Consider the following 22,537-nt stretch of genomic DNA (forward strand, 5'->3'; position numbering starts at 1 on the left):
GCGCGTGCCGTCTTTGCAGCACTGCGGGCTAGTGTTGTCGGCCCGCGTCTCCCCGGTCAAATCCGCAGAAAAAGGGGAGTGTCATCACTCCCGCAAATGATGGTCGCGGCGCGCGTGGCCGTGCCCGCGCGCGCCGGGGCCCGTCACCGCTCGATCTGCCGGTTCCAGCGCGTATCCCACTGTGCGCGACGCGCGTTGATCGCGGTCCAGTCGACCACCGTGACCTTTCGCACCAGATCGTCGACGTTGCCGAGGCTTTGCTGCATCCCGGCCGGCATCTTCGCGAGGCGGTTGGTCGGGATCTGCTTGCCGGCCTCGGCCGCCTTCGTCTGCGCGGGCGCGGACAGCAGGAACTGCGCGAGCTTCTGCGCCAGTTGCGGATCGGGGTTGTTCGCGACCACGCACAGGTCGACGAGCAGCAGCACCGGGCCTTCCTTCGGGTTCGCATAGGCGACGGGGATGCCCTTGTCCTGCAGATCGCCGACGGCGGTCGGCGTGAGGGGGAACAGGCCGGCCTCGCCGGTCTGCACCATCTCGGAGATCTTCGCCGAGTTCGGGATGTACTCGACGACGTTCGGCCCGACCGTGCTCGCCCACTTGCTGAAACCGGGCTCGACGTTCTGCTCGCTGCCGCCGAGCAGCCGGTTGATCGCGAGGAAGCCGTGCAGCCCGAACGTGCTGCTCGATGCCGACTGGAACACGACCTTGCCCTTGTATTTCGGATCGGCGAAATCCATCCACGACGTCGGCGCCGCCCAGCCTTTCTCGGTGAACAGCTTCTTGTTGTACGCGATGCCGGTCATGCCGAGCTGCACGCCCGCGCCGACGTCGTCCTTCATCCGCGCGAACGGATACAGCTCCTTGAGCACCGGCGAATCGTCTAGCTTCTGGCACACGCCGAGGCTCACCGCGCGCGCCATCACGCCATCGTCGAGGAACGCGACGTGGATCTGCGGTTTGTTGCGGTTCGCGAGCAGCTTCGCGAGCACGTCCGACGACGTACCGGGCACGACGACCACCTTCACGTTGTTGGCCTTTTCGAAGTCGGGCAGCACCTGGCTCGTATAGGCCTTTTCCATGGGGCCGCCGTTCATGCCGACGTAGATCGTCTTCGTTTGTGCGAACGCGGGCGCACCGGCGCCTGCGATGCAGAGGGCGGCAGCCGCCGCGATCGTTCCGAGCAGTTTCATTTTTGGATCTCCTCTTGACGGAAAGGGGCGGTCGGCGTGGCTTGCGGGAAGAAGCGGCCGATCGAGAATGCATCGAGTGGCGTGGCGGTTTCGCCGGTCGTGACGAGATCGGCGAGCACGTCGCCGACACCGGGCGCGAGCAGGAAGCCGCCGCCGGAAAAACCGAACGCGTGCAGCAGATTCGGCGTCGTGCCGCTCGCGCCGATGATCGGGTTGTGGTCGGGCGTGCAGCCTTCGACGCCGCTCCAGGTGCGGATCAGCAGCGCGTCGCGCAAGGCGGGCAGCAGCGCGCACGCGTCGCGCATCACCGCGCGCGTCGTATCGACCGACGGCTGGCCGAATTCGCCGTCGCCGCGGCCGCGCCCGCCGCCGATCACGCAGTTGCCGCGCGCGACCTGGCGCGCATACACGCCGCCACCGTAGACGCCGAGGTTGTGCACGATGAACGGCGGCAGCGGCTCGGTCACCCACATGTTCGGGTAGATCGGCTCCATCGGTACGGCTTCGCCGAAGCGTTCGGCGATCGTGTTCGCCCAGGCGCCGGCCGAATTGATCAGCCACGTCGCGGTGTGCGTGCGTCCGCCCGCCTGTAAGTGGAAGCGCGTGCCGTCGTGGTGAACCTCGTCGACGGGCGTGTGCTCGAACACGTCCGCGCCAGCCGCGCGGGCCGCGCGCGCGAACGCGGGCGACACGAGGCGCGGGTTGGCGTGGCCGTCGGTTTCGCACAGCGAGCCGCCGAGCGCCGCGCGGCCGAGCCACGGGTAGCGGCGGCGGAATGCGTCGCCGCGCATCACCTGCAGCGGCAAGCCGTGTTCGACGGCGAGCGCGGCGTATGCGTCGAGCGCGTCGAGATCGGCGTCGCTGCGCGCGAGCCGCAAGTGGCCGGACACGACGAATTCGCCGTCGATGCCGATCAGCTCGGGCAGCCGATCCCAGATGCGCCGCGCCCGCAGCGCGAGCGGCAATTGCTCGGCCGGGCGGCCCTGGCAGCGCACGCCGCCGTAGTTCACGCCGCTCGCCTGCGCGCCGCAGTCGCGCCGCTCGAACAGCCCGGCGCGCAGCCCGCGGCGCGTCAGCGCGAGCGCGGCCGACGCGCCGACGAGGCCGCCGCCGACGATCGCGACGTCGTAATGCCGGATCTCACTCATCGCGCGCCTCGTCGGGAATCGCCGCGACGTCGTCGCCCGCGAGCGCGGCCGAGATCGGGAACGGCTTCACGGGCGGTTGCGCACGCAACCGGCCGACATCGGCGAGCGGGCGGCCGGTTTCGGCGGCCAGCACGAGCGCGGCCGCGTCGCCGCACATGCGGCCCTGGCAGCGGCCCATGCCGACGCGCGTCAGCGCCTTCAGCCGGTTCAGTTCGGTGGCCGCGCCTTCGCGCACGCAGCGGCGCAGCGTGCCCGCGTTGATCTCCTCGCAGCGGCACACGATCGTGTCGTCGGGGCAGCGGGCAGCCTGTTCGGCCGGCGGCGCGAACGCCGTTTCGAGGCCCGCGCGGAATGCACCGATGCGTGCGAGCGTACGGTCGAGCGTCGCCGCGTCGGGTTTGCCGGACGGCGCGCGCGACGCGATGCCGGCATCGTCGAGCAACGCGAGCGCCGCGCGCCGGCCCGATGCCTCGGCCGCGTCGGCGCCCGCGATACCGGCACCGTCGCCGGCGACGTAGATGCCGCGCACCGACGTGCGCCCGGCCGCGTCGCGTTCGGGCAGCCACGCGCGATTGAGCGGGTCGAAGCCGAACCGGCAGCCGGCGAGATCGGCGAGCTGCGTTTCGGAACGCAGGCCGAAGCCGAGGCCGAGCGCATCGCAGTCGAGCAGGCGCGGCGCCGCGGCCCGTGCATCGTCGCCCGCGGCACGCCATGCGAGCCCCGTCACGTGTTGATCGCCGAGCACGCGCTCGAGCGTGACGCCCGTTTCGATTGCCACGCCATGCGCGCGCAGCCAGCCGATCATGTAGAGCCCTTTCGCGAAGATCGACGGCATGCGCAGCAGCGCGGGTGCGGCGGCCGCCTGGCGGCGCAGCGGGCTCGTGTCGAGCACGGCCGCGACGTTCGCGCCGGCCTTCGCATACTGGTAAGCGACGAGGTAAAGCAGCGGCCCCGTGCCCGCGAACACGACGCGCCGGCCGATCGCGCAGCCCTGTGCCTTCAGCGCGACCTGCGCGCCGCCGAGCGTATAGACGCCCGCGAGCGTCCAGCCCGGCACGGGCAGCATGCGGTCGGTCGCGCCGCTCGCGACGATCAGGTGCGAGTACGGCACCGTCACTTCGCGGCCGTCCTGCAGCGTGTCGACGCGGCCCGCGCCGCACGACCACGCAAGCGTGTCCGGCCGATAGTCGACGTGCGGCAGCAGGGCGGCCATCGTTCGGTGCACGGCGTCGGCCTTCGCGGCCTCGAACCCGTACAGCGTGCGCTTGCCGCGCGCGAATGCGGCGCCGGCAGGCGGTTGACGATAGATCTGTCCGCCCCAGCGCGCGTTCTCGTCGATCACAACCGGGCGCAGCCCCGCGTCGGCCAGCGCCTCGGCCGCGCGCACGCCGGCCGGCCCCGCGCCGACGATCACCGGTTGCAGTACGGCGCTCACGATGCGTCTCCGGTCGCGGCCGGCCAGGCGGCCGTGAGAATTCGCATGCCTTCGGCGATCGGCGTCGAGCACGCGCGCACGCGTGCGCCGGCTTCGGTGCGCACCCAGCAGTCCTGGCATGCGCCGATCAGGCAGAAACCCGCGCGCGGCTGCCCGCTGAATTCGCTGACGCGCACGCGACGCTGCGCGACCAGAATCGCGGTGAGCACGGTGTCGCCGACCAGCGCCTGCATGGGCCGGCCGTCGAGCGTGAACGCGACGGCGGCGCGCTCGCGTTCGGCGACGCGCACGAACTGCGCGCCGTCTTCCGCGCGGTCGGTGGAACGGGAAACGGGAGTCGTCATCAATGTTGGCCGATCAGGATGCGGTTCAGGCCGTACACGCGATCGAGCAGCAGCATCGCGCCGGCGGTGATGAAGATGACGAGCGCCGACACCGACGCCATCATCGGGTCGATCGATTCGGTCGCGTACATGTACATGCGCACGGGCAGCGTGACCGTCTGCGGCGACGTGACGAAGATCGACATCGTCAGTTCGTCGAAGCTGTTGATGAACGCGAGCAGCCAGCCGCCCGTGATGCCGGGCACGATCATCGGCAGCGTGATGCGGCGGAACGTCGTCCACGGGTCCGCGCCGAGCGAGCACGCGGCCTGCTCGATGCTGCGGTCGAGGCCGGCGACGGACGCGAGCACGAGCCGCATCACGAACGGCGTGATGACGATCATGTGCGCGAGCACGAGCCACGTGAACGAGCCGGTCGCGCCGATCAGCGCGAAGAAGCGCAGCAGCGCGATGCCGAGCACGAGGCCGGGAATCACGAGCGGCGACAGCAGCAAGCCGTTCAGGAACGCACGGCCGGGAAAGGCCGCGCGGCCGATCGCGAGGCCCGCCGGCAGCGCGATCGCGAGCGACAGCGTCGCCGACGCGAACGCGAGCTTCACGCTGTTGAGAAATGCGGTGACGAAGTCGGGATAGTCCAGGATCGCGCGGAACCAGCGCAGCGACACGCCGTGGGTCGGCAGCGTCAGCGTTTCGTCGGGTGTGAATGCGACGAGCACGACGATCACGAGCGGCGCGAGCACGAACAGGATCACGAGCGTGTGGAACGCGAGGGCGAAGGGGCCGTTCTTTCTCATCGCGATGCGCCTCCGAGGCTGCGTGCGTAGCGGCGTTCGAGCACGCGGTAGTAGGTGAGCATCACGACGAGGTTCGCGGCGAGCAGCAGCACCGCGATCGTCGCGCCGAGCGGCCAGTTCAGCGAGCCGAGGAATTCGTCGTAGACGGCGGTGGCCGCGACTTTCAGTCGGCGTCCGCCGAGCAGGCCGGGAATCGCGAACGCGCTCGCCGACAGACCGAACACCATCAGGCTGCCCGACAGCACGCCCGGCATCAGTTGCGGCACGACGATGCGGCGCAGCGTCGTGAACGGCGACGCGCCGAGCGACAGCGCCGCGTGTTCGGTCTGCGGATCGAGTCGCTGCAGCGCGGTCCACACGGGAATCACCATGAACGGCAGCATCACGTGCACCAGCGCGATGACGATCGCGAAGGTCGTGTATTCGAGTTTGTAGGGGCCGAGGCCGACGAGCCCGAACGCCTGGTTCACGAGCCCGCTGGTGTTCAGCAGCATGCTCCAGCCGAACGCGCGTACGACCACCGACACGAGCAGCGGCGCGAGGATCGCGAGCAGGAACAGCGAGCGCCACGGGTCGCGCATCTTCGACAGTACGTACGCTTCCGGCGTGCCGATCGCGACGCAGATCGCCGTCGTCAGCGCGGCGATCCCGAACGTGCGCGCGAAGATCGTGTGGAAATACGACGAGCCGAGCACTTCCGCGTAGTTGCCGAACTGGAACGCGGCGATCGGGCCGGTGGCCGGGTCGAAGCGGTAGAACGTCAGGATGAACGTCATCGCGAGCGGCACGAGCACGAGCGCGGCGAACAATGCGAAGGCGGGCGCGCACATCAACCACGGCGGCGCGTAGGCGCGCCAGCTCGCGCGCGGCGCGTGGGCGCCGACGGCGCGGGGCGACACCGCGTCGGCGGCCGCCCCGGCGGGCGCGGTCGCGCCCGATTGCGCGAGCCCGGCCGGTGCGCCGTCGCTCGACAGCGGGCGGGAAGGCTGCCTCATTCAGGCCTCCCGGCGCATCACGCGCACCGCATCGCTGTGCCAGTCGATGCCGACCGGCGCGCCTTCCGCGAGCGGCTCCGCGCCTTCGTTCTGGCAGCACACGAGCACTTCGCCGAGCGCGCTGTCGACGCGGTACAGCCACTGACTGCCGAGGAAGAAGCGGCTCGTGACGGTGGCGGCGAAGCGGCCGGCATCGGGCGCGCACAGCCGCAGCTTCTCCGGACGAATGCACACCGATACCGCATCGCCCACGCGCATGTCGCGCTCCCGCGGCGGCAGCTGCGCGGCGCGGCCCGTTTCGGCGAGATCGTGCCCGAGGTCGATGCGGATCGCATCGCCGTCATGCGCGACGATCGTGCCGGGCAGCAGATTCGCCTTGCCGATGAACTGCGATACGAAGTGGTTTTCCGGGCGCTCGTACGCGCGGTACGGCGTATCGGTTTGCGTGATGCGGCCGGCTTCCATCACGACCACGCGGTCGCTGATCGACAGCGCTTCCGACTGGTCGTGCGTGACCATGATCGTCGTCGTGCCGATCTTGCGCTGGATCGCGCGCAGCTCGAACTGCATCTCCTCGCGCAGCTTCGCGTCGAGATTCGACATCGGCTCGTCGAGCAGCAGCACGGGCGGCTCGATCACGACCGCGCGAGCGATCGCCACGCGCTGTCGCTGGCCGCCCGACAGTTCGCGCGGAAAGCGGTGCGCGAGCGCGTCGAGCCGTACGAGCGCGAGCGCCGCACGGATGCGTTCGGCGCGCTCGGCCTTGTCCACGCCGCGCATGTCGAGGCCGAAGCCGACGTTCTCCGCGACGCTCATGTGCGGAAACAGCGCATAGCTCTGGAACACGATGCCGAGCCCGCGGCGGTTCGGCTTCAGGTGCGTGATGTCCTGCCCGTCGAGCGCGATGCGGCCGCGCGTGACGTCGACGAAGCCGGCGATCATCTGCAGCGTGGTGGTCTTGCCGCAACCGGACGGGCCGAGCAGCGACACGAATTCGCCTTGCTCGACCGACAGGTTGACGTCCGCGACGGCGGTGAGCTCGCCGAAGGTTTTCGTCAGATCCGTAAGCGTGAGAAACGACATGGAGAGCTCCGGGTTCGCACACCGCATGGCCGGTGCGCCGATGACGCGGACTCTAGCCAGCCATATTTCGGAGCGTCAATTTCGAATTCTGCTGAACGGGATGAATTTCGAAAAAATTCCATTCAGCGGAACGAATCGATAAATCACCCGCAAATCGTTCCGATGGATGAAGAGCGGCCGAACCGCGAAACGCGCGCGTCAATCTCGTGCACACCCGGATGCCCGCGGATTTTCGGCCGGACGACAATGGCGGCTATCGTATTCCGTTCAATGAAATCGTCGAGGAGAGCCCGCATGCAGGAACCCCATTCGCCCGGAATATCGCCGGCTGCGCGCATGCCGCACCCGGACGAGGACGTCGCGTCCGATTCCGCCGGCGCGCCCGGCACCGGCATGCTGCAGCGTGCGTTCGCGATCCTGCGCGCGCTGGCGGGCATGCAGCAGGACGGCGTGCGCGTCACGCATCTCGCGAAGGCCGTCGGCCTCACGCAGGGCACCGCGCACCGGATTCTGCAATCGCTGATCGCCGAAGGGATGGTCGAACAGGACGAGCAGTCGAAGCTGTACCGGCTGAGCGTCGACTTCTTCGCGCTCGCCGCGCAGGCCGGCAACCCGAGCAGCATGCGCACGCTGTGCCGTCCCGCACTGCTGCGGCTGTGCGCGAGCCTCGGCGAAACCATCTTCCTGCTCGTGAAGAGCGGCTTCGACGCCGTGTGTCTCGACTTGTGCGAAGGGCCGTTTCCGATCCGGTCGTTTACCGGCGACATCGGCGGACGCATCGCGCTCGGCGTCGGTCAGGGCAGCCTCGCGATCCTCGCGTTCCTGCCCGAAGCCGAACGCGAGGAGGTGATCCGCTTCAACGTGCCGCGTATCCGCGGCTACGGCGTGCTCGACGAGGTGTATCTGCGCACCGAGATCGAACGCGTGCGGCAACTCGGCTACGCCGGCCGCAACAGCGGCGTGCTCGACGGGATGGCCGGCGTCGCGGTGCCGATCCTCGATCGCACCGGTTATCCGGTCGGCGCGCTGAGCGTCGGCACGCTCGTGTCCCGCCTCGGCGACGACCGGATGCCGATGGTCGTCGAGCTGCTGCGGCGCCAGGCCGACGCGATCGGCCCGCGCACCAATCCGTTCGACGCCGCGTTGCGGCGGCCGATGCTCGGGCTATCGGCGAAAACCGTATAGCCGCGTCGGGCGTTGCCGTTTCGTCGGCGCCCGTTTGCATCGGATGGCGTTTTTCGAGGGTTATAAGACCTTTGCGCCATCTGCCTCCCGCTCCATACTTCACGTGAACGATCAAGCCGGAGCAAGCACGCGAACGCCATCACGTGTCGCGTATCCGGCCTGATCGGTCACCACATGAAAAGGAACGGAAGATGAGACTCGAGAACAAATCGGCGTTGATCACGGGTGGCACCAGCGGTATCGGTCTTGCCACCGCGAAGCTGTTCATTGCAGAAGGGGCGCGCGTCGCGGTGACGGGGCGCGACGAGACCGTATTCGAGCGCGTGAAGGCGGAGCTCGGCGAGCATGCGGTCGTGCTCAAGGGCGACGTGCGTTCGCTCGACGACATGCGCGCGATCGCCGCGGGAGTCAACGAGACGTTTGGCGGTCTCGATGTCGTGTTCGCCAATGCCGGCTGGGCGTTCCCGTCCGCAGTCGACGACATCGACGACACACTCTATGACGCCATCATGGACGTCAACGTCAAGGGCGTGGTGTACACGCTTCAAGCAGCGCTGCCGTACTTGCGCGAAGGTTCATCGGTAATCCTCAATACATCGTTCGTCGCGCAGACCGGCAAGCACGGCATCTCGTTGACCGCGGCGGCGAAGGCCGCCGTGCGGTCGCTGGCCCGCAGCTGGTCGTACGAGTTTCTCGACCGGAAAATCCGCTTCAACGCGATCGCGCCTGGCGCGATCGATACGCCTCTGCTCTTCAAGTGGGGCATGCCCGACGAATGGGTGCGTGAGCGCAAGGCCGAATTCGCCGAAGCGATTCCAGTGGGCCGCATGGGCAATGCCGACGACATCGCGTACGCGGCGCTCTACCTCGCCAGCGACGAATCGTCCTTCGTCGTCGGCACCGAGCTGGTGGTCGATGGCGGTGCGTCGCAGCTTTAAGCCTGCGCTTCACGCTTTCCGAGCCCGGCACGTCATCGCGGCTCATCCCCATTCCGATTTTCACGTCCGCCACGCCGTTCGCCGTGGCGGTTATTTCATCCGGCCCGGCGGGATTGCGCTCGCCCATGGGCCAAAGTGCAAGGAGCAATCATCATGACCGACAGTAGCGATAACCCTGTCCCGGCCGGGCACCTCACGCGGGCAGGCCGTTCGCGCCGCGATGTCCTGAAGTTCGGCAGCGCCGCCACCCTCGGCGCCGTGCTGGGCGGCGGCGCGTTGCTGGGGCGCGCCACGCCTGCGCTTGCGGAGACCGGCGGCGCGGGGCTGCTCGCGCCGAACGAGCCGCTCGACATCCTGATCGTCAATTACGACGGCGGCACGCTGCTCGACTTCGCGGGCCCCAGCGAGATTTTCCACCGGCTGCCGAATACGAACGTTCGCTACGCGAGCCTCGATGGCGGCAACGTGACGCTCGAATTCGGCGTCGTGTACGGCAAGACCGAACGGCTGGCCGACATCGACAAGACCGACCTGATCCTCGTGCCCGGCGGGTCCGATTTGTCGGCACCGATGCGGCCGGCGTATCAGGCGCAGATCCGGCGCCTCGCGGAAAGCGCCAAACACGTGACGTCGGTGTGCAACGGCTCGCTCGTGCTCGCCGCGACGGGCGTGCTCAACGGCAAGCGCAGCGCGTGTCACTGGGCCTTCGTCAACAAGCTGTCCGAGTACGGCGCGATTCCCGTTCCCGATCGCTTCGTCGAAGACGACAACGGCCGCTTCATGAGCGGCGGCGGTGTGACGGCCGGCATCGACTTCGCGCTGCGCGTGGCGGCGAAACTGCGCGGCCAGCAGGCGGCCGAGTTCACGCAACTCGTGATCGAATACGATCCCGCTCCGCCGTTCCACTCCGGTCATCCGAGAGATGCGCGGCCCGAACTCGTCGCGATGGTCGACAAGAAGCTGCCCGGCGCATCGAAGGGGCTCGCTCGCGTTCCCGGCGTTCGCTGACACGCTTGCCGGCCACGCATGCAGGTCGCCACCTCTTCAATTCAAACCCGATTCGGAACTCACTCGATGCGACAGACTCATCTTCGTACTGCTGCGCTCGCAGCATACTTGTCCTTTTTTGCATTCACGGCGCCGGCTATGGCCGGCGGTTCGCAACGTTTGCCCGAAGCGGCCATCAAGGCCGAGAACGCGCGATGGGCGGATGCCTTTGCGCGAGGGGACTACGACGCGATAGGCCGTCTCTATACCGACGACGGCGCGCTCTTGCCGCCCGGAGGCGACAAAGTCACCGGGCGCCGCGCGATCACCGAGTACTTCACCAACGGGTATGCCGGATCGAAACCCGGCACCGTATCGTTCAGCAACGACGAGTTCTACGGTAACGACCGGGTCGTGACGGAGGTATCGGATGTGGAGGTTCGCGACGGTAACGGAAAGCTCAAGATCCGCGCCAAGCAGACGCTCGTCTTCCTGAAGCAGGGCGGCACGTGGAAGCTGCATCGCGACATGTGGAACGCTTATCCGCCCGTCAACGATTGACGATTATCGACGCGCGGCGAAATGGCGCGTTGCGTACCCACGCGCCGATCATCCGTTAGCGCGACGTCGACCATGCGGCGCGCCGATCGGCAGGCGGTCGATCAGCGCGCTGCGTTCGACCGGCTCTCGCGTCGAATCGCTTGCGGCGGGTGCCCATGCAGCTTGATGAACGCTCGGCGCATCCGTTCCGGATCGGTGAATCCCACCGCCAGCGCAATCTGTTCGATCGGTTCGCTGCCGCCCTGAAGGCGCAGCCTCGCTGCTTCGACGCGTAAACGCTCGACGGCGCGGGCCGGTGTTTCACCGGTTTCCCGGCGAAACGCGCGCCCGAACTGTCGCAAACTCAAGCGGGCGGCATCGGCGAGCCGCTCGACCGGCAGCGCTTCGGCCAGATGTTCCCGGGCGAAATTCAGCGCGATGCGGATGCGATCCGATTCCGGCTCCATTTGCGACATCGCGGAGAATTGCGACTGCCCGCCGGGGCGCCGATACGGAACGACCAGAAGCCGGGAGACCTCGCGCGCGATTTCCGTACTCATATCCCGTTCGATCATGCCGAGCGCCAGGTCGATGCCGGAGGCGATGCCCGCCGACGTCCAGACATGGCCATCGACGACATAGATACTGTCGCCGTCCACCCGTGTGCGAGGGAAGCGCGACTGCAATTGCGCGGCGTAGCGCCAGTGTGTCGCCGCTCTCAAACCGTCCAGCGAACCGGTTTCCGCAAGCAGAAATGCGCCCGTACACACGCTGGCCACCCGCGACGCCTTGGCGGCCAGCTTGCTGGCCGCGGCGATATTTTCCGATGTCTGCATCGGCGCGATGTCGCCGCCGACGAACACGACGGTGTCGAACGCGCGCCTGCCGATCGGTTTCGTGTCGATCGAAAGGCCGGTATTGCCGGGAATCGGGCCGCCGGCGGGCGAGACGACGTGAAGATCGTATGGCGTATGGCCGGCGGCCGTGGCCACCTGATTGAAGGCCGACAGCGGCCCGCCAAGATCGAGCGCGTCGTAGCCGTGGCAGACGAAGAATCCAATTCGATGCATGACGAAGCAATGAGTCGATAACGACGGAATGGCGAATTTTACCGGGAACCCTCGGATCGTGCCAATTGGCTCGAAACGAGGGAAAAACGACGTTTACGCCGTCATCGATCGACTGTACCGGTTTGCGCCGCGCTTACGCGATGCCGACAGGAAGCGACGGTCAGCGACGGTAGATGAACTCGAGATCGGTCGATTCGCCGACCTTGAAATCGTACGTGCCGACACGCTTGAAGCCCGCCTTTTCGTAGAACGCGATGGCCTTCGCATTGCCCGACCACACGCCCAGCCATACCGGGCCGGGGCGCGTCGCGGCGAGATACTGGAGCGCGGCGTCGAACAACGCGCGTCCGGCGCCGGTTCCCTGCGTGCCGCGTCGAAGGTAGAGTTGATGGATCTCGCCCGCGCCGTCCGTCACTTCCGGGTGGGGAAGCTTGCACGGCCCCGCATGCGCGTATCCGACCAGCGTGCCGTCGTCGCCTTCCGCGACCCACGTCCGGCACTGCGGGTCGCCTAGCTGCTCGGTGATCGCTGCGACCGAGTACGTCCGGGCTTCGTACTCGGCCAGATCGTCCGGCGGGTAATCGATACCAAACCCGTCGTGCAGAAAGGTTTCGCGAAACGTATCGCGCTTCAATTCGGCAAGCGGGACGGCATCGGCCAGTGTCGCAACGCGGATCAACATTGAGCATCTCTCGGTTCGGTGTCGGGCCGACAGTTTATCCCGGGTGATCTCCAGCAGACGCATCGCCTAGGGCCTGTTCACGCTAATAACGGGCTTTCGCTGGCCCCCAGAAGGGCCGAGCGCAAGGATTGCGACGAAGCGAATACTCGACGTATTCGCGAGGAGCATGACGCGGCGATCGGCCCTTCTGGGGGCCAGCCCCGCGAACGAATTTTTTCAAACAGGGGAACGTGCCTTTCCGCCCGCATGGCGGCGTCGTTCGTCGTTGCAATAGCGACGGCTATTGCGCCTCCTCTCTTCTTGCCCTGCGGGCGGAAAGGCACGTTCGCAAGCCCGTTATTAGCGTGAACAGCCCCTAGCCCGTGACCGTCGCGGTCGGACGCACGACGATCTCGTTCACGTCGACATCGGCAGGCTGCGCGATCGCATACGCAATGGCCGCCGCGATCGCGTCGGGTTCGAGCGCGATGCTGCGGTACCGCGTCATCGCTTCGGCGGCGATCGGGTCGGTAATCGTGTCGGCCAGCTCGGACGTGACGACACCCGGGCAGATGCTCGTGATGCGCAGCTTGTCGTTCTCCTGCCGCAAGCCGTCGGAGATCGCGCGCACCGCGTACTTCGTCGCGCAATAGACGGCGGCCGTCGGCGATACCCGCAATCCGCCGATCGACGATACGTTGACGATCTGGCCGAAACCCTGCCGGTTCATCACCGGCAGGGCGGCCGCGATGCCGTACAGCACGCCCTTGATGTTGACGTCGACCATGCGGTCCCACTCGTCGACCTTCAGCGACGCCATCGGAGACAGCGGCATGACGCCCGCGTTGTTGACGATGACGTCGATCTGCCCGTACTCGGCGAGCGCGGCGTCGACGAAGGCGACGCTGTCGTCGCGCTGCGTGACGTCGAGCGCACGCCAGGCCGCGGTGCCGCCATCGGCGCGAATGTCGTCGGCGAGCGCGGCAAGGCGTTCGGTGCGGCGCGCGCCGAGCATCAGCCGCGCGCCGCGCGCGCCCAGATAGCGGGCGGTGGCTTCGCCGATACCGCTGCTCGCGCCGGTGATCAGGATCACTTTTCGTTCGATGTTGTGGCTCGTCATATTCGCTCCTCGGTTCGGGATGAAGAACCGACAGCATTGCGCGGAAGCGGGGGCGACCGTTATCTCGCGAGTCCACATTTCTTGCACGATTCTCCGGGAATGCGCGGAGCACGATCCGGTGCGTGGCCGCGTATGCAATTTTCCGACCCGGTAAAAAAACGCCGATTTTGCAGTGCAGCGAAAGGCGGCGACATTCGCCCGGTCGGACCTCCGTCACGAACCGAAATCGCCGATACGGCAATCATGCGGATGCCGATGGTTGACGGCCGGCGGACATGCTAGGATTTCCGTCAAACAACTCCGGAGACTGCGATGCCGTTCATCTGCGAAAACGTTGAATGTCGTGCCGTGCTGGCTCGCGGGCAGGTCAGGCCCCATCAGGAGGGCGCGGGCTGGTGCTTCTACTGCCCCGACTGCAACGCCAGAAACGAGTTGATGAATATCGGCACGGCCAGCGGCCCTGTCGAGCTGGTTCAGCCGGAGCGGGCCAGCCCGCCGCACAAGGTCGTCGCGACGGCCCGGCCGCTGGACGATGGCCGATACGCGGCGCAGTTGAGCGTCCAGCGGGCGCTCGCCGTGAAAGGCACCTACGCGGCCGAAGAGCACTGGGATCAGCTCGGCGTATTCGGCGACGCCCAGGAAGCCGTCGCGCATGCGAAGTCTTTCGCGACGGACGTGCTGCAGCGCGCGGCATAGTCGGCACTTTTCCGTGAATGAACGAAGGGCGTCGCGCGTTCGCGCGCGGCGGCCCCTTTGCGTTTTCCGCCCGCGTTCGTCAGTGATGGATATCGAACGACAAGTACTGCTACGCGATCCGCCGATACGTGCCGTTCTGAATTAGGCTCGCAAAAAATTCGTGCGTGGTCACGTGGTCGGCACCGGTGCCGGTGTCCGGCCGGCCTCTTCGCGGGCCGCGACGAGCGCGCGGATCAGCGCGCGGTCGGCCGGCGTCGCCGGCGTGAAGACCACGAGGCTCAGGTCCGGGCGGCCGGTGACCGAGAACGCCGAATAGTCGAACGCGATCCGGCCGGCCTGCGGATGGCGGATCTCCTTCGTGCCTTCGTGATGCGAATGGATATCGTGGTCCCGCCACATCGCGTCGAATTCGGCGCTCGTCGCGCGCATCTCGTCGACGAACGCCTGCACGGCCTGCGTCGCGCCGCTGCGTGCGACGTCCGCACGAAACGCGCCGACCGCGAACCGCGCGATGCGCTCCCAGTTCGGCTGCGCGGCGCGCACGCGCGAGTCGACGAAGATCAGCCGCAGGACGTTGCGCGCGGCCGGCGGCAGCGTCGCGTAGTCGGTCAGCGTCGCGGCCGCCGCGTCGTTCCACGCGACGACGTCCCACGTCGCCGTGCGGATGATCGCCGGGCTTGCGTCGAGCGAATCGAGCACGTGCTGCAGGCGCGGCGTCACGCCGGCCGGCGCGTGATAGCGCACCTCGGGCGGATGGCCGACGCCGATCAGGAACAGGTGCTCGCGTTCGGCCTCGTTGAGCATCAGCGCGCGGGCGAGCCGGTCGAGCACGTCGGCCGACGGCGCACCGCCGCGCCCCTGTTCGAGCCACGTGTACCACGCGGCGCTCACGTGCGCGCGCTGCGCGACTTCCTCGCGCCGCAGGCCCGGCGTGCGGCGGCGCGTGGCCGGCAGCCCGAGCGCGGCCGGGTCGAGTTTCTCGCGGCGGTCCCGCAGGTACGCGCCGAGCAGGTTGTCGGGGGCGTCAGCCATATCCTGTTAGTTCGTTTACCGGTAAACCGTCACGACTTCACCGCGAGCGGCCATCGGCAGATAGTAAGCCTCCATTTCATCCGGAGGTGCTGAACATGCGTGTCTTTGTTACGGGAGCGTCTGGATTCGTCGGCTCGGCCGTCGTCGCCGAACTCGTGGGCGCCGGGCACTCGGTGCTCGGGCTGGCGCGGTCCGATGCGGCCGCGGCGTCGGTTGCCGCCGCCGGCGCCGACGTCCATCGCGGGTCGCTGGAGGATCTCGACAGCCTGACGCGCGGCGCCGAGGCTGCCGATGCGGTGATCCACACGGGATTCAATCACGACTTCTCGCGCTTCGCGCAGAACTGCGAACTCGATCGTCGCGCGATCGAGACGATCGGCGCGGTGCTCGCCGGCTCGGCGCGGCCGCTGGTCGTCACGTCGGGCCTCGCGCTCGTCGCGCCCGGCCGCGCGGCGACGGAGGACGATCCGCACGTGCCGGTGTCGGCGAGCTATCCGCGTGCGTCCGAAGCGACCGCGGTCGCGCTGGAAGCGCACGGCGTGCACGCGTCGGTCGTCCGCCTGCCGCCGTCCGTGCATGGCGACGGCGATCACGGCTTCGTGCCGCGCCTGATCGCGTTTGCGAGGGAGAAGGGGGCATCGGCGTTCGTCGGCGACGGCGCGAACCGCTGGCCGGCCGTGCACCGGCTCGACGCGGCGCGCGTGTACCGGCTCGCTATCGAGCGCGGCGCGGCCGGCGCGCGCTATCACGCGGTCGACGATACGGGCGTGCCGTTTCGCGAGATCGCCGATGTGATCGGCCGCCGGCTGAACGTGCCGGTCGTCGCGAAGTCGGCGGAGCAAGCCGGCGAGCACTTCGGCTGGTTCGCGATGTTTGCCGGGATGGATGCGCCGGCAACCAGCGAGCGCACGCGGGCGTTGCTCGACTGGGCGCCGACCCAGCCTCGGCTGCTGGCCGATATCGACCGGCCGCGGTATTTCGAAAGCTGACGAGCGGCGCGACCCGCTCGCCGCGGGGGGCGGCTCAGACCGTGATGACGATCTTTCCGACCTGCGCGCCGGCTTCCATGTAGCGGTGCGCGTCCACGATGTCATCGAACGCGAACGTGCGATCGATTCGCGGCTTCAGCGTGCCGGCCGCGAGCCCGTCGACGATGAAGCGCTTCGCGCGTTCGAGCCGTTGCGCGTTGCCGGTGATCTCGAACAGCTCGTAGCCGCGCAGCGTCAGGTGGCGCGCGAGCAGGTCCATCACCGGCACCGGGATGTCGCGCGTATCGAGCGCGCCGTACTGGAAGAACGTGCCGTTGGTGGCCAGCGCGCGCAGCAGGTTCGCCGCGTCGGGGCCGCCGACCGGGTCGAACACGATACGCGCGCCGGTGCCGCCCGTGATGTCGGCTACCTGCTGCGCCAGGTCGGAGGGGCTGCCGACGATCACGTGCTTCGCGCCCGCGTCAAGCAGCGCCTGACGCTTCGATTCGCCGCGCGTCAGCGCGATCGGCATCGCGCCGACATGGTTCGCCACCTGGATCGCGGCCTGCCCGACGCTGCTCGACGCGGCGCCGACCAGCACCGCATCGCCGCGCTCGAGGCCGCCGAGTTCGATCAGCGCGCCGTAGGCCGTGACGAACATCATCCACGTCGCGGCCGCCTCCTCGAACGACAGGCTGTCCGGATGCTTGACCACCGCATGCGCGGGCACGTTGACCACCTCGCCGTACATCCCGTAGTCGGCGAACGAGAATGCCGGCACGACGCTCACCGCGTCGCTTTCGGCGAACCCCGTCACGTTGCGGCCGATCGCCGCGACCACGCCCGACGCCTCGTAGCCGAGCGACGCCGGAAAGCGCGGCGTGAACGTGTATTCGCCGCTGCGGAACATGACTTCCGCGCGATTGAGGCCGATCGCCTTCACGCGTAGCTGGAGGTCGTCGGGGCCCGGCGCGGGCACGTCGACGGTGTCGATCTGCAGGACTTCGGGGCCGCCGATGCGGTGGAAACGAACGATGCGGGTCATGGAGCGCTCCTTCGATGAACGGGTGTCGATGAAGCAGCATCGTAGGCGGGCGCCCGCGCCGGATAAACGCGCGGCCCGATCATTGATTGTTATTCGACGAATAACAATCGACGCGGACCCGTATTACGCCGGATAACGCCGCGCGAACAGCTCGGTCAGCCAGTCGATGAACGCGCGCACCTTGTCGGGCAGATGCGCGCGGTTCGGGTACAGCACCGACACCGGCTTCGGCACGGCCGGCACGCCGGGCAGCAGCTCGATCAACTGACCCGAGTCGATGCTCGGCTGCAGCGCGGGCCGCAACGCATGCACGATGCCGAGGCCGGCGAGCCCGCACGACAGCAACGCTTCCGAGTTGTCGGTGAGCAGGCTGCTCGCGAGCTTCACCGCGACGGTTTCGCCGTGCGCGCGGAACGTCCAGTCAAGCACGCGGCGATTGCGGCCGGTGAAGAAGTTGACCGCGCGATGCGTACGGAGATCGTCGAGCGTGCGCGGCAAACCGTGGCGTGCGATATAGGCCGGCGACGCACACGTGGCCATCGGCACCGCGCCGACGGTGCGCGCGACCATGCTCGAATCCTTCAGCGTCCCGACCCGCACCACGCAGTCGATGCCTTCGCCGATCAGGTCGGCCGGCTGATCGCTCGCGCCGAGCACGAGCTCGATCTGCGGATAACGCTGCTGGAAGTCGGGCAGCGCCGGAATCACGACCGTCTTCGCGAGCGCGAGCGCGATGTCGATCCGCAGCCGGCCCTTCGGCACCGCGCGTTGCTTGGGAAACGACGCGAACGCCTCGTCGATGCTGCCGAGCAGCTGCACGCAGCGCGCATGGAACGCCTCGCCCTCGGCCGTCACGCTGACGCGGCGCGTGCTGCGGTTCAGCAGCCGGACGCCGAGTTCCTGTTCGAGCTGCTGCACGGCTTTCGTGACGGCCGGCCGATGCAGTTGCAGCGCGTCGGCGGCCTGCGTGAAGTTGCCGCGTTCGACGATCTGTACGTAAATCTGCATCGTTTGCAGGCGGTCCATGGCGTTCCCGGATGGCGTGGCGAGCGGCCATCTTCGCATACCGCCGCGGCGCGGTGCGCGGCCGCCCGCCTGCCGTGCGTCATTCGACCGGATGCAGATCCTGCAGCAGCGTCGGCACGAGCTCCGACACGGTCGGGTGGATGTGCATCGCGCGGCTGATCGTCGTGTAAGGCGCGCCGGCGGTCATCACGTCGAGCATCCCGTGCACGACTTCGTCGCCGGTCACGCCGAGGATCGACGCGCCGAGGATCGCGTGGCTGTCCGCGTCGACGATCACCTTCATGAAGCCCTGGCTTTCGCCTTTCTCGACCGCCCGGCCGACGCGCGTCATCGGGCGCGTGCCGACCAGCAGCCGGCGGCCCGTCTGCTTCGCTTGCGCGAGCGTCATGCCGGCGCGGCCGAGCGGCGGATCGATGTACATCGCGTAGGCCGTGACACGGTCGGACACCTTGCGCGGATCGTCGTCGAGCAGATTGGCCGCGACGATCTCGTAGTCGTTGTACGCGGTGTGCGTGAACGCGCCGCGCCCGTTGCAGTCGCCGAGCGCCCAGATGCCGGGCACGTTGGTGCGCAACTGGTCGTCGACGGTGATGTAGCCGCGCGCGTCGGTGTCGATGCCCGCGCGGTCGAGCCCGAGATCGTCGGTGTTCGGCACGCGCCCGACCGCGAGCAGCAGGTGCGAGCCCGCGACCTCGCGGCCGCCGCCCGCGCAGTCGAGGCCGACCACGATGCCGTCGCCGTCGCGGCGCGCGCTCAGGCAGTTCGCGTCGAGCTGCACGTCGATCCCTTCGTTTTCGAGGATCTCACGCACGGCCTGCGACACGTCCTCGTCCTCGCGGCCGATCAGGCGGGAGCCCTTCTCGACGATCGTGACCTTCGAGCCGAAACGGCGGTACATCTGGCCGAATTCGAGCCCGACGTAGCTGCCGCCGACGATCACGAGATGGTCGGGCAGGAAGTCGACGTCCATCATCGTCGAGTTGGTCAGGTACGGCACCGTGTCGAGGCCCGGCATCGCGGGCACCTGCGCGCGTCCGCCGACGTTGATGAAGATGCGTTCGGCTTCGAGCACTTCGTCGCCCACGCGCACCGCGTTCGCGCGTTCGAATCGGGCATGACCCTGAAAGACGGTCGTGTTGTCGAGGCCGCGCACCCATTGCTCGACGCCGTGGTTCGAGCGGCCGGAGATCTGGTCCTTGCGGGCCTTCACCGCTTTCATGTCGACGGTGACGGGGCCGCCGATCGACACGCCGTATTCGCTGGCGCGCCGGGCGAGCTGCGCGGCGTACGCGCTCGCGATCAGCGTCTTGGTCGGGATGCAGCCGGTGTTCACGCAGGTGCCGCCGAAGCGGCCGCTCTCGACGATCGCGACTTTCATGCCGGCGCCGGCGAGCCGCGCGGCGAGCGGCGGTCCGGCCTGGCCGGTGCCGATGACGATCGCATCGAAGTGTTGCGTCATGACGTCCTCCTGTGCGGGTGCAACGAGGAAAGGGGCAGGCGCAAGCCGCATGCCGTGCCGGCGGTCGCCCGCGGGCGACGAGCGCCTATGGTAGACCCGTTGGCCGGCTGTCGCGAGCGGCGGGCGAGCGGCGCGCCGCATTGAAAAACGGCACCGCCGCGGGCGCCGCTGCGCCCAACGTCTAGTCCTTGGGCGTCCACTGCCCGAACGACACCGGCCGATGCGGGTCGGCGCGCGTGACGGTGACGTGGTCGGGCTTGCCCTCGAGCGGAAACGATTCGGTGACGATCTGGTTCGAAAAGAGCCAGCCGTGCGTGCGCGGGTCGTAGCGGAACGTGATGTAGTCGGTCCAGTGCTGCCCGCACGCGACGAAATTCTGCACGGTGAAATAGCGGCCCTTCACCGAAAAGCCGTTGTCGGCGGCATCGTCGGGGTCGAACGGATCGCACTGGCCGCCGTCGTTCGCGCGCAGCACGACCTGATCGTTGCGTGCGGCGAGCCGATACGTGCGATCGGCCTGCTCCTCGTAGATCAGCAGCGGGCGCGGCGACGGCTGTTCGCGCGTATCGACCGCGCGATGCACGACGACGAGAAAGCTGTGTCGCCCGTTGTCGAGATCGGGGCCGGCGTTCGCGACCAGCGGCTGGTAGCCAGGTGGCAATTGCGCGGCGATCGACTTCGGCAGGCCGTCGGCGCGGGCGCCGAGCGGGAGTGCGGCGAGCAGCGGGAGCAGCAGGGCGGAAAGGCGAAGAGCGCGCATGGCGGGAGGTTCGATCGAAGGAAGAAAAGGGGGACGAGCCGCGCGGGGGGACTGATCGCGCCCGGGAAACTCGGTGCCGGGCGTCGGGTTTTCGGGCGCGTCGCCGTCGAATTCGATGCCGACGGTCGGGCGCGCGTCGTCCTCGCGCGAGATCGCTTCGACGGCAACTGCAGCGGCGGGATGGCGGGCGACGCGAGTCTCGATCATGGGGCGGCGCGCAGTGACGGGAAAGAGGGTCAGCATAGCAGCGCACGACCGCTTTCGGCTACGCGCGAAGCGTGCCAGAATCAGCGGCTCGACCGTCGGAAACGACACGCAGGCGCCGGCGCAGCGGCGTCGCTGACCAAGGAGACTTCGATGACCGCATCGGCTGCCGTATTCGCCATCCTGGCTGCGCTGTTTCTCGGCGCGATGATTCCCGGCCCGAGCTTCGTGCTGGTGGCCCGCAATTCGATCGGGCTGTCGCGTCGCGACGGGCTTGCCACCGCGCTCGGCATGGGCATCGGCGGCATCGTGTTCGGCGGCGTCGCGCTGGCTGGGCTCTACACGCTGCTGCAGGCTGTCGAATGGTTGTACGTGGGCCTCAAGATCGCGGGCGGCGCTTACCTGATCTACATGGCGTCGAAGATCTGGCGCGGCGCCGACCGGCCGATCGCGATGGACGATCCGCAGGCGATGGCCGGCGGCAGCGCGCGCAAGTCGTTCCTGACCGGCCTCACGACCCAGCTCAGCAACCCGAAGACGGCGATCTGGTACGGCAGCATCTTCGCGGCGCTGCTTCCGCAGCATCCGCCGCTGTGGTGCTACCTCGTGCTGCCGCCGCTCGTGTTTGCGGTCGAATTCGGCTGGTACACGCTCGTCGCGCTGTGCTTCTCGACGCGCCGGCCGCGTGAACTCTACCTGCGCGCGAAGAAGTGGGTCGACCGCATCGCGGCCGGCGCGATCACGCTGCTCGGGCTGCGGCTGATCCTGAATGCGCCGAAAGCGGGAATCTGAGCGCTGTCATTCCCGATCCGTATCGGCGCCGGCGGCCGGTACGAACCCGCCGCGCCGCTCGCCCGAGCGCGCGTCGGCGTCTCGCGAACGCATGGCTTCCCGATGGCGCGGCCGCATGCGGGCCGCCGCCGGGCATGTTTCCCACCCCTCGTCGTCGCCCGTCGAGCCTTGCGCGACGGGGGTTCGCGTGGGTCGCACGGCGCGCCGGGCGCCGCCGCTTCCCCGATTCTGGCGGCCGACGACCCGACGACGTGTAAACTGCTGCCTTTTTTGACGGTTTGCAGCATGGTGCACGCATCTCCGCGCCCGGCGTTGAGCGGTCCGACGCTCGTCCGGCTGCTCGCGCGCCTGGCCGATGCCGACGTCGCGGAATCCCGGCAAACGTTGTCCGACCGGCTGAGCCAGTGGCTCGGCTGGACCGACGCGATCACGCTGTCGTCCGCGCTGAATGCGAGCCCGCCGGGCGTCGCGGCCGGCGTGCGCGGCTACGACGCGGAGCGCGACTGCGCCCGCGTGCGCCACGACCTCGCGCAGGCGATCACGGCCACCCGGCCGCGTACGCGGCGCCGGCCGGGCGACCTGCCGCCGCCGGCCGCCGACACGGCCGATTTCGCGGACTTTCGCCAGCGTTATCTGACCCTGCAGCAGGACATGGAAACGGCGATCGGCCAGTTGCGTGGCCGCCTGCGGGTCGCGCTCGCCGCGCGCTCGTCCGGGATGGCGCGGCTCGCGACGCTCGACACGATCATGGAGCGCGTGCTCGGCGCGCGCGAGCGCAGCCTGCTGTCGGCCGTGCCCGCGCTGCTCGGCACGCGCTTCGCGCGGCTGCGCGACGCGGAGCGGCAGGCGCTGGCCGAGGCCGAATCCGCGGCCGCGACGGCCGCTGCTGCCGATGCGCCTGCCACTGAAGGCACGGTGGCCGACATCCCGACCGTCGCGGCGATCGTGCCCGGCGCATGGCTCGATACGTTTCGCGAGGAGATGCAAAGCATCCTGCTTGCCGAACTCGAAGTCCGGTTTCAAACGGTAGACGGGCTGCTCGCGGCCCTTCGCACCTGCTAATCA

At 68.4% G+C, this 22,537-nt stretch carries 23 protein-coding genes; 8 read left to right on the forward strand and 15 right to left on the reverse strand.

From position 1 onward, the window contains the following. Positions 1-143 precede the first annotated feature (143 nt). From C4B30_RS22325 to C4B30_RS22355, 7 genes are read right to left on the reverse strand one after another with little or no spacing between them, the layout of a single operon-like run. Positions 144-1,190: an ABC transporter substrate-binding protein gene (locus C4B30_RS22325; protein ID WP_089501285.1), complete on the reverse strand. Its 1,047-nt coding sequence runs from the start codon at positions 1,188-1,190 to the stop codon at positions 144-146. Continuing rightward, positions 1,187-2,338, reverse strand: a complete 1,152-nt coding sequence (locus C4B30_RS22330) for an NAD(P)/FAD-dependent oxidoreductase (RefSeq protein ID WP_105133012.1) — start codon at positions 2,336-2,338, stop codon at positions 1,187-1,189. Before C4B30_RS22330 ends, C4B30_RS22325 begins: the two co-directional genes overlap by 4 nt. Continuing rightward, positions 2,331-3,773: an FAD/NAD(P)-dependent oxidoreductase gene (locus C4B30_RS22335; RefSeq protein ID WP_105133013.1), complete on the reverse strand. Its 1,443-nt coding sequence runs from the start codon at positions 3,771-3,773 to the stop codon at positions 2,331-2,333. The genes C4B30_RS22330 and C4B30_RS22335 overlap by 8 nt, the downstream gene beginning before the upstream one ends. Beyond that, positions 3,770-4,117: a (2Fe-2S)-binding protein gene (locus C4B30_RS22340; protein ID WP_105133014.1), complete on the reverse strand. Its 348-nt coding sequence runs from the start codon at positions 4,115-4,117 to the stop codon at positions 3,770-3,772. Before C4B30_RS22340 ends, C4B30_RS22335 begins: the two co-directional genes overlap by 4 nt. Next, positions 4,117-4,911, reverse strand: a complete 795-nt coding sequence (locus C4B30_RS22345) for an ABC transporter permease (protein WP_105133015.1) — start codon at positions 4,909-4,911, stop codon at positions 4,117-4,119. The genes C4B30_RS22340 and C4B30_RS22345 overlap by 1 nt, the downstream gene beginning before the upstream one ends. Then, a complete protein-coding gene (locus tag C4B30_RS22350) occupies positions 4,908-5,906 on the reverse strand; it encodes an ABC transporter permease (RefSeq protein WP_089501290.1) in 999 nt (332 codons plus the stop codon). The genes C4B30_RS22345 and C4B30_RS22350 overlap by 4 nt, the downstream gene beginning before the upstream one ends. Beyond that, positions 5,907-6,989, reverse strand: coding sequence for an ABC transporter ATP-binding protein (locus C4B30_RS22355; RefSeq protein ID WP_027782351.1), 1,083 nt, complete (start codon positions 6,987-6,989; stop codon positions 5,907-5,909). A 294-nt stretch (positions 6,990-7,283) separates the two neighbouring features. Between C4B30_RS22355 and C4B30_RS22365 the strand changes: the two genes are divergently transcribed. The 4 genes from C4B30_RS22365 (at position 7,284) to C4B30_RS22380 (ending at position 10,660) form a co-directional block, all read left to right on the forward strand. Continuing rightward, entirely contained in the window at positions 7,284-8,174 is an 891-nt protein-coding gene (locus C4B30_RS22365; RefSeq protein ID WP_105133016.1) for an IclR family transcriptional regulator, read from the forward strand. 191 nt (positions 8,175-8,365) lie between these two features. Next, a complete protein-coding gene (locus C4B30_RS22370; protein WP_105133017.1) occupies positions 8,366-9,112 on the forward strand; it encodes an SDR family oxidoreductase in 747 nt (248 codons plus the stop codon). 153 nt (positions 9,113-9,265) lie between these two features. Beyond that, positions 9,266-10,120, forward strand: a complete 855-nt coding sequence (locus C4B30_RS22375) for a DJ-1/PfpI family protein (protein WP_105133018.1) — start codon at positions 9,266-9,268, stop codon at positions 10,118-10,120. Between the two features lie 66 nt (positions 10,121-10,186). After that, the gene (locus C4B30_RS22380) at positions 10,187-10,660 is read left to right on the forward strand and encodes a YybH family protein (protein WP_105133019.1); all 474 of its coding nucleotides are present in this window, start codon (positions 10,187-10,189) and stop codon (positions 10,658-10,660) included. Between the two features lie 101 nt (positions 10,661-10,761). Here C4B30_RS22380 and C4B30_RS22385 read toward each other — a convergent pair whose 3' ends face one another. The 3 genes from C4B30_RS22385 to C4B30_RS22395 all read right to left on the reverse strand — a co-directional run bounded on the left by C4B30_RS22385 (position 10,762) and on the right by C4B30_RS22395 (position 13,490). Beyond that, entirely contained in the window at positions 10,762-11,709 is a 948-nt protein-coding gene (locus tag C4B30_RS22385; RefSeq protein WP_027782356.1) for a GlxA family transcriptional regulator, read from the reverse strand. Between the two features lie 160 nt (positions 11,710-11,869). Further along, positions 11,870-12,391 (reverse strand): GNAT family N-acetyltransferase, encoded by a 522-nt coding sequence (locus C4B30_RS22390; RefSeq protein ID WP_027782357.1) that lies wholly within the window; start codon positions 12,389-12,391, stop codon positions 11,870-11,872. 355 nt (positions 12,392-12,746) lie between these two features. Continuing rightward, positions 12,747-13,490 (reverse strand): SDR family oxidoreductase, encoded by a 744-nt coding sequence (locus C4B30_RS22395; protein ID WP_105133020.1) that lies wholly within the window; start codon positions 13,488-13,490, stop codon positions 12,747-12,749. Positions 13,491-13,802: 312 nt separating this feature from the next. On the opposite strand from C4B30_RS22395, the gene C4B30_RS22400 reads away from it, so the two are divergent. Beyond that, on the forward strand, positions 13,803-14,186 hold the full coding sequence (locus tag C4B30_RS22400; RefSeq protein ID WP_027782359.1) for a hypothetical protein: 384 nt from the start codon (positions 13,803-13,805) through the stop codon (positions 14,184-14,186). A 168-nt stretch (positions 14,187-14,354) separates the two neighbouring features. Here the strand turns inward: C4B30_RS22400 and C4B30_RS22405 are convergent, their stop codons facing one another. Further along, positions 14,355-15,218, reverse strand: coding sequence for a helix-turn-helix transcriptional regulator (locus C4B30_RS22405; RefSeq protein ID WP_105133021.1), 864 nt, complete (start codon positions 15,216-15,218; stop codon positions 14,355-14,357). A gap of 95 nt (positions 15,219-15,313) precedes the next feature. On the opposite strand from C4B30_RS22405, the gene C4B30_RS22410 reads away from it, so the two are divergent. Continuing rightward, entirely contained in the window at positions 15,314-16,207 is an 894-nt protein-coding gene (locus C4B30_RS22410) for an SDR family oxidoreductase (protein ID WP_105133056.1), read from the forward strand. A 34-nt stretch (positions 16,208-16,241) separates the two neighbouring features. Here the strand turns inward: C4B30_RS22410 and C4B30_RS22415 are convergent, their stop codons facing one another. From C4B30_RS22415 to C4B30_RS22430, 4 genes are all read right to left on the reverse strand, one after another. Beyond that, positions 16,242-17,231 (reverse strand): zinc-dependent alcohol dehydrogenase family protein, encoded by a 990-nt coding sequence (locus tag C4B30_RS22415; RefSeq protein WP_105133022.1) that lies wholly within the window; start codon positions 17,229-17,231, stop codon positions 16,242-16,244. A 123-nt stretch (positions 17,232-17,354) separates the two neighbouring features. Further along, a complete protein-coding gene (locus tag C4B30_RS22420; RefSeq protein WP_027782363.1) occupies positions 17,355-18,257 on the reverse strand; it encodes a LysR family transcriptional regulator in 903 nt (300 codons plus the stop codon). A gap of 79 nt (positions 18,258-18,336) precedes the next feature. After that, on the reverse strand, positions 18,337-19,716 hold the full coding sequence (locus tag C4B30_RS22425; RefSeq protein WP_105133023.1) for an FAD-containing oxidoreductase: 1,380 nt from the start codon (positions 19,714-19,716) through the stop codon (positions 18,337-18,339). Positions 19,717-19,897: 181 nt separating this feature from the next. Next, positions 19,898-20,476, reverse strand: a complete 579-nt coding sequence (locus C4B30_RS22430) for a hypothetical protein (protein ID WP_105133057.1) — start codon at positions 20,474-20,476, stop codon at positions 19,898-19,900. Between the two features lie 357 nt (positions 20,477-20,833). On the opposite strand from C4B30_RS22430, the gene C4B30_RS22435 reads away from it, so the two are divergent. Further along, positions 20,834-21,472 carry a LysE family translocator gene (locus C4B30_RS22435; RefSeq protein ID WP_105133024.1) on the forward strand — a complete coding sequence of 213 codons (639 nt, stop codon included), beginning with the start codon at positions 20,834-20,836 and terminating at the stop codon, positions 21,470-21,472. 285 nt (positions 21,473-21,757) lie between these two features. After that, a complete protein-coding gene (locus C4B30_RS22440; RefSeq protein WP_105133025.1) occupies positions 21,758-22,534 on the forward strand; it encodes a DUF3348 domain-containing protein in 777 nt (258 codons plus the stop codon). Positions 22,535-22,537 lie beyond the last annotated feature (3 nt).

The organism is Burkholderia sp. BE12 (genome assembly GCF_002959955.1).
Taxonomy (GTDB): Bacteria; Pseudomonadota; Gammaproteobacteria; order Burkholderiales; family Burkholderiaceae; genus Burkholderia.

What these genes read in the sequence shown, in the direction of transcription:
- C4B30_RS22415 (WP_105133022.1), bottom strand. Translation starts at nt 17,231, where the DNA reads ATGACCCGCATCGTTCGTTTCCACCGCATCGGCGGCCCCGAAGTCCTG.
- C4B30_RS22340 (WP_105133014.1), bottom strand. Translation starts at nt 4,117, where the DNA reads ATGACGACTCCCGTTTCCCGTTCCACCGACCGCGCGGAAGACGGCGCG.
- C4B30_RS22410 (WP_105133056.1), top strand. Translation starts at nt 15,314, where the DNA reads ATGCGTGTCTTTGTTACGGGAGCGTCTGGATTCGTCGGCTCGGCCGTC.
- C4B30_RS22350 (WP_089501290.1), bottom strand. Translation starts at nt 5,906, where the DNA reads ATGAGGCAGCCTTCCCGCCCGCTGTCGAGCGACGGCGCACCGGCCGGG.
- C4B30_RS22435 (WP_105133024.1), top strand. Translation starts at nt 20,834, where the DNA reads ATGACCGCATCGGCTGCCGTATTCGCCATCCTGGCTGCGCTGTTTCTC.
- C4B30_RS22405 (WP_105133021.1), bottom strand. Translation starts at nt 15,218, where the DNA reads ATGGCTGACGCCCCCGACAACCTGCTCGGCGCGTACCTGCGGGACCGC.
- C4B30_RS22390 (WP_027782357.1), bottom strand. Translation starts at nt 12,391, where the DNA reads ATGTTGATCCGCGTTGCGACACTGGCCGATGCCGTCCCGCTTGCCGAA.
- C4B30_RS22420 (WP_027782363.1), bottom strand. Translation starts at nt 18,257, where the DNA reads ATGGACCGCCTGCAAACGATGCAGATTTACGTACAGATCGTCGAACGC.
- C4B30_RS22425 (WP_105133023.1), bottom strand. Translation starts at nt 19,716, where the DNA reads ATGACGCAACACTTCGATGCGATCGTCATCGGCACCGGCCAGGCCGGA.
- C4B30_RS22370 (WP_105133017.1), top strand. Translation starts at nt 8,366, where the DNA reads ATGAGACTCGAGAACAAATCGGCGTTGATCACGGGTGGCACCAGCGGT.
- C4B30_RS22330 (WP_105133012.1), bottom strand. Translation starts at nt 2,338, where the DNA reads ATGAGTGAGATCCGGCATTACGACGTCGCGATCGTCGGCGGCGGCCTC.
- C4B30_RS22440 (WP_105133025.1), top strand. Translation starts at nt 21,758, where the DNA reads ATGGTGCACGCATCTCCGCGCCCGGCGTTGAGCGGTCCGACGCTCGTC.
- C4B30_RS22385 (WP_027782356.1), bottom strand. Translation starts at nt 11,709, where the DNA reads ATGCATCGAATTGGATTCTTCGTCTGCCACGGCTACGACGCGCTCGAT.
- C4B30_RS22395 (WP_105133020.1), bottom strand. Translation starts at nt 13,490, where the DNA reads ATGACGAGCCACAACATCGAACGAAAAGTGATCCTGATCACCGGCGCG.
- C4B30_RS22380 (WP_105133019.1), top strand. Translation starts at nt 10,187, where the DNA reads ATGCGACAGACTCATCTTCGTACTGCTGCGCTCGCAGCATACTTGTCC.
- C4B30_RS22400 (WP_027782359.1), top strand. Translation starts at nt 13,803, where the DNA reads ATGCCGTTCATCTGCGAAAACGTTGAATGTCGTGCCGTGCTGGCTCGC.
- C4B30_RS22430 (WP_105133057.1), bottom strand. Translation starts at nt 20,476, where the DNA reads ATGCGCGCTCTTCGCCTTTCCGCCCTGCTGCTCCCGCTGCTCGCCGCA.
- C4B30_RS22365 (WP_105133016.1), top strand. Translation starts at nt 7,284, where the DNA reads ATGCAGGAACCCCATTCGCCCGGAATATCGCCGGCTGCGCGCATGCCG.
- C4B30_RS22375 (WP_105133018.1), top strand. Translation starts at nt 9,266, where the DNA reads ATGACCGACAGTAGCGATAACCCTGTCCCGGCCGGGCACCTCACGCGG.
- C4B30_RS22345 (WP_105133015.1), bottom strand. Translation starts at nt 4,911, where the DNA reads ATGAGAAAGAACGGCCCCTTCGCCCTCGCGTTCCACACGCTCGTGATC.
- C4B30_RS22325 (WP_089501285.1), bottom strand. Translation starts at nt 1,190, where the DNA reads ATGAAACTGCTCGGAACGATCGCGGCGGCTGCCGCCCTCTGCATCGCA.
- C4B30_RS22355 (WP_027782351.1), bottom strand. Translation starts at nt 6,989, where the DNA reads ATGTCGTTTCTCACGCTTACGGATCTGACGAAAACCTTCGGCGAGCTC.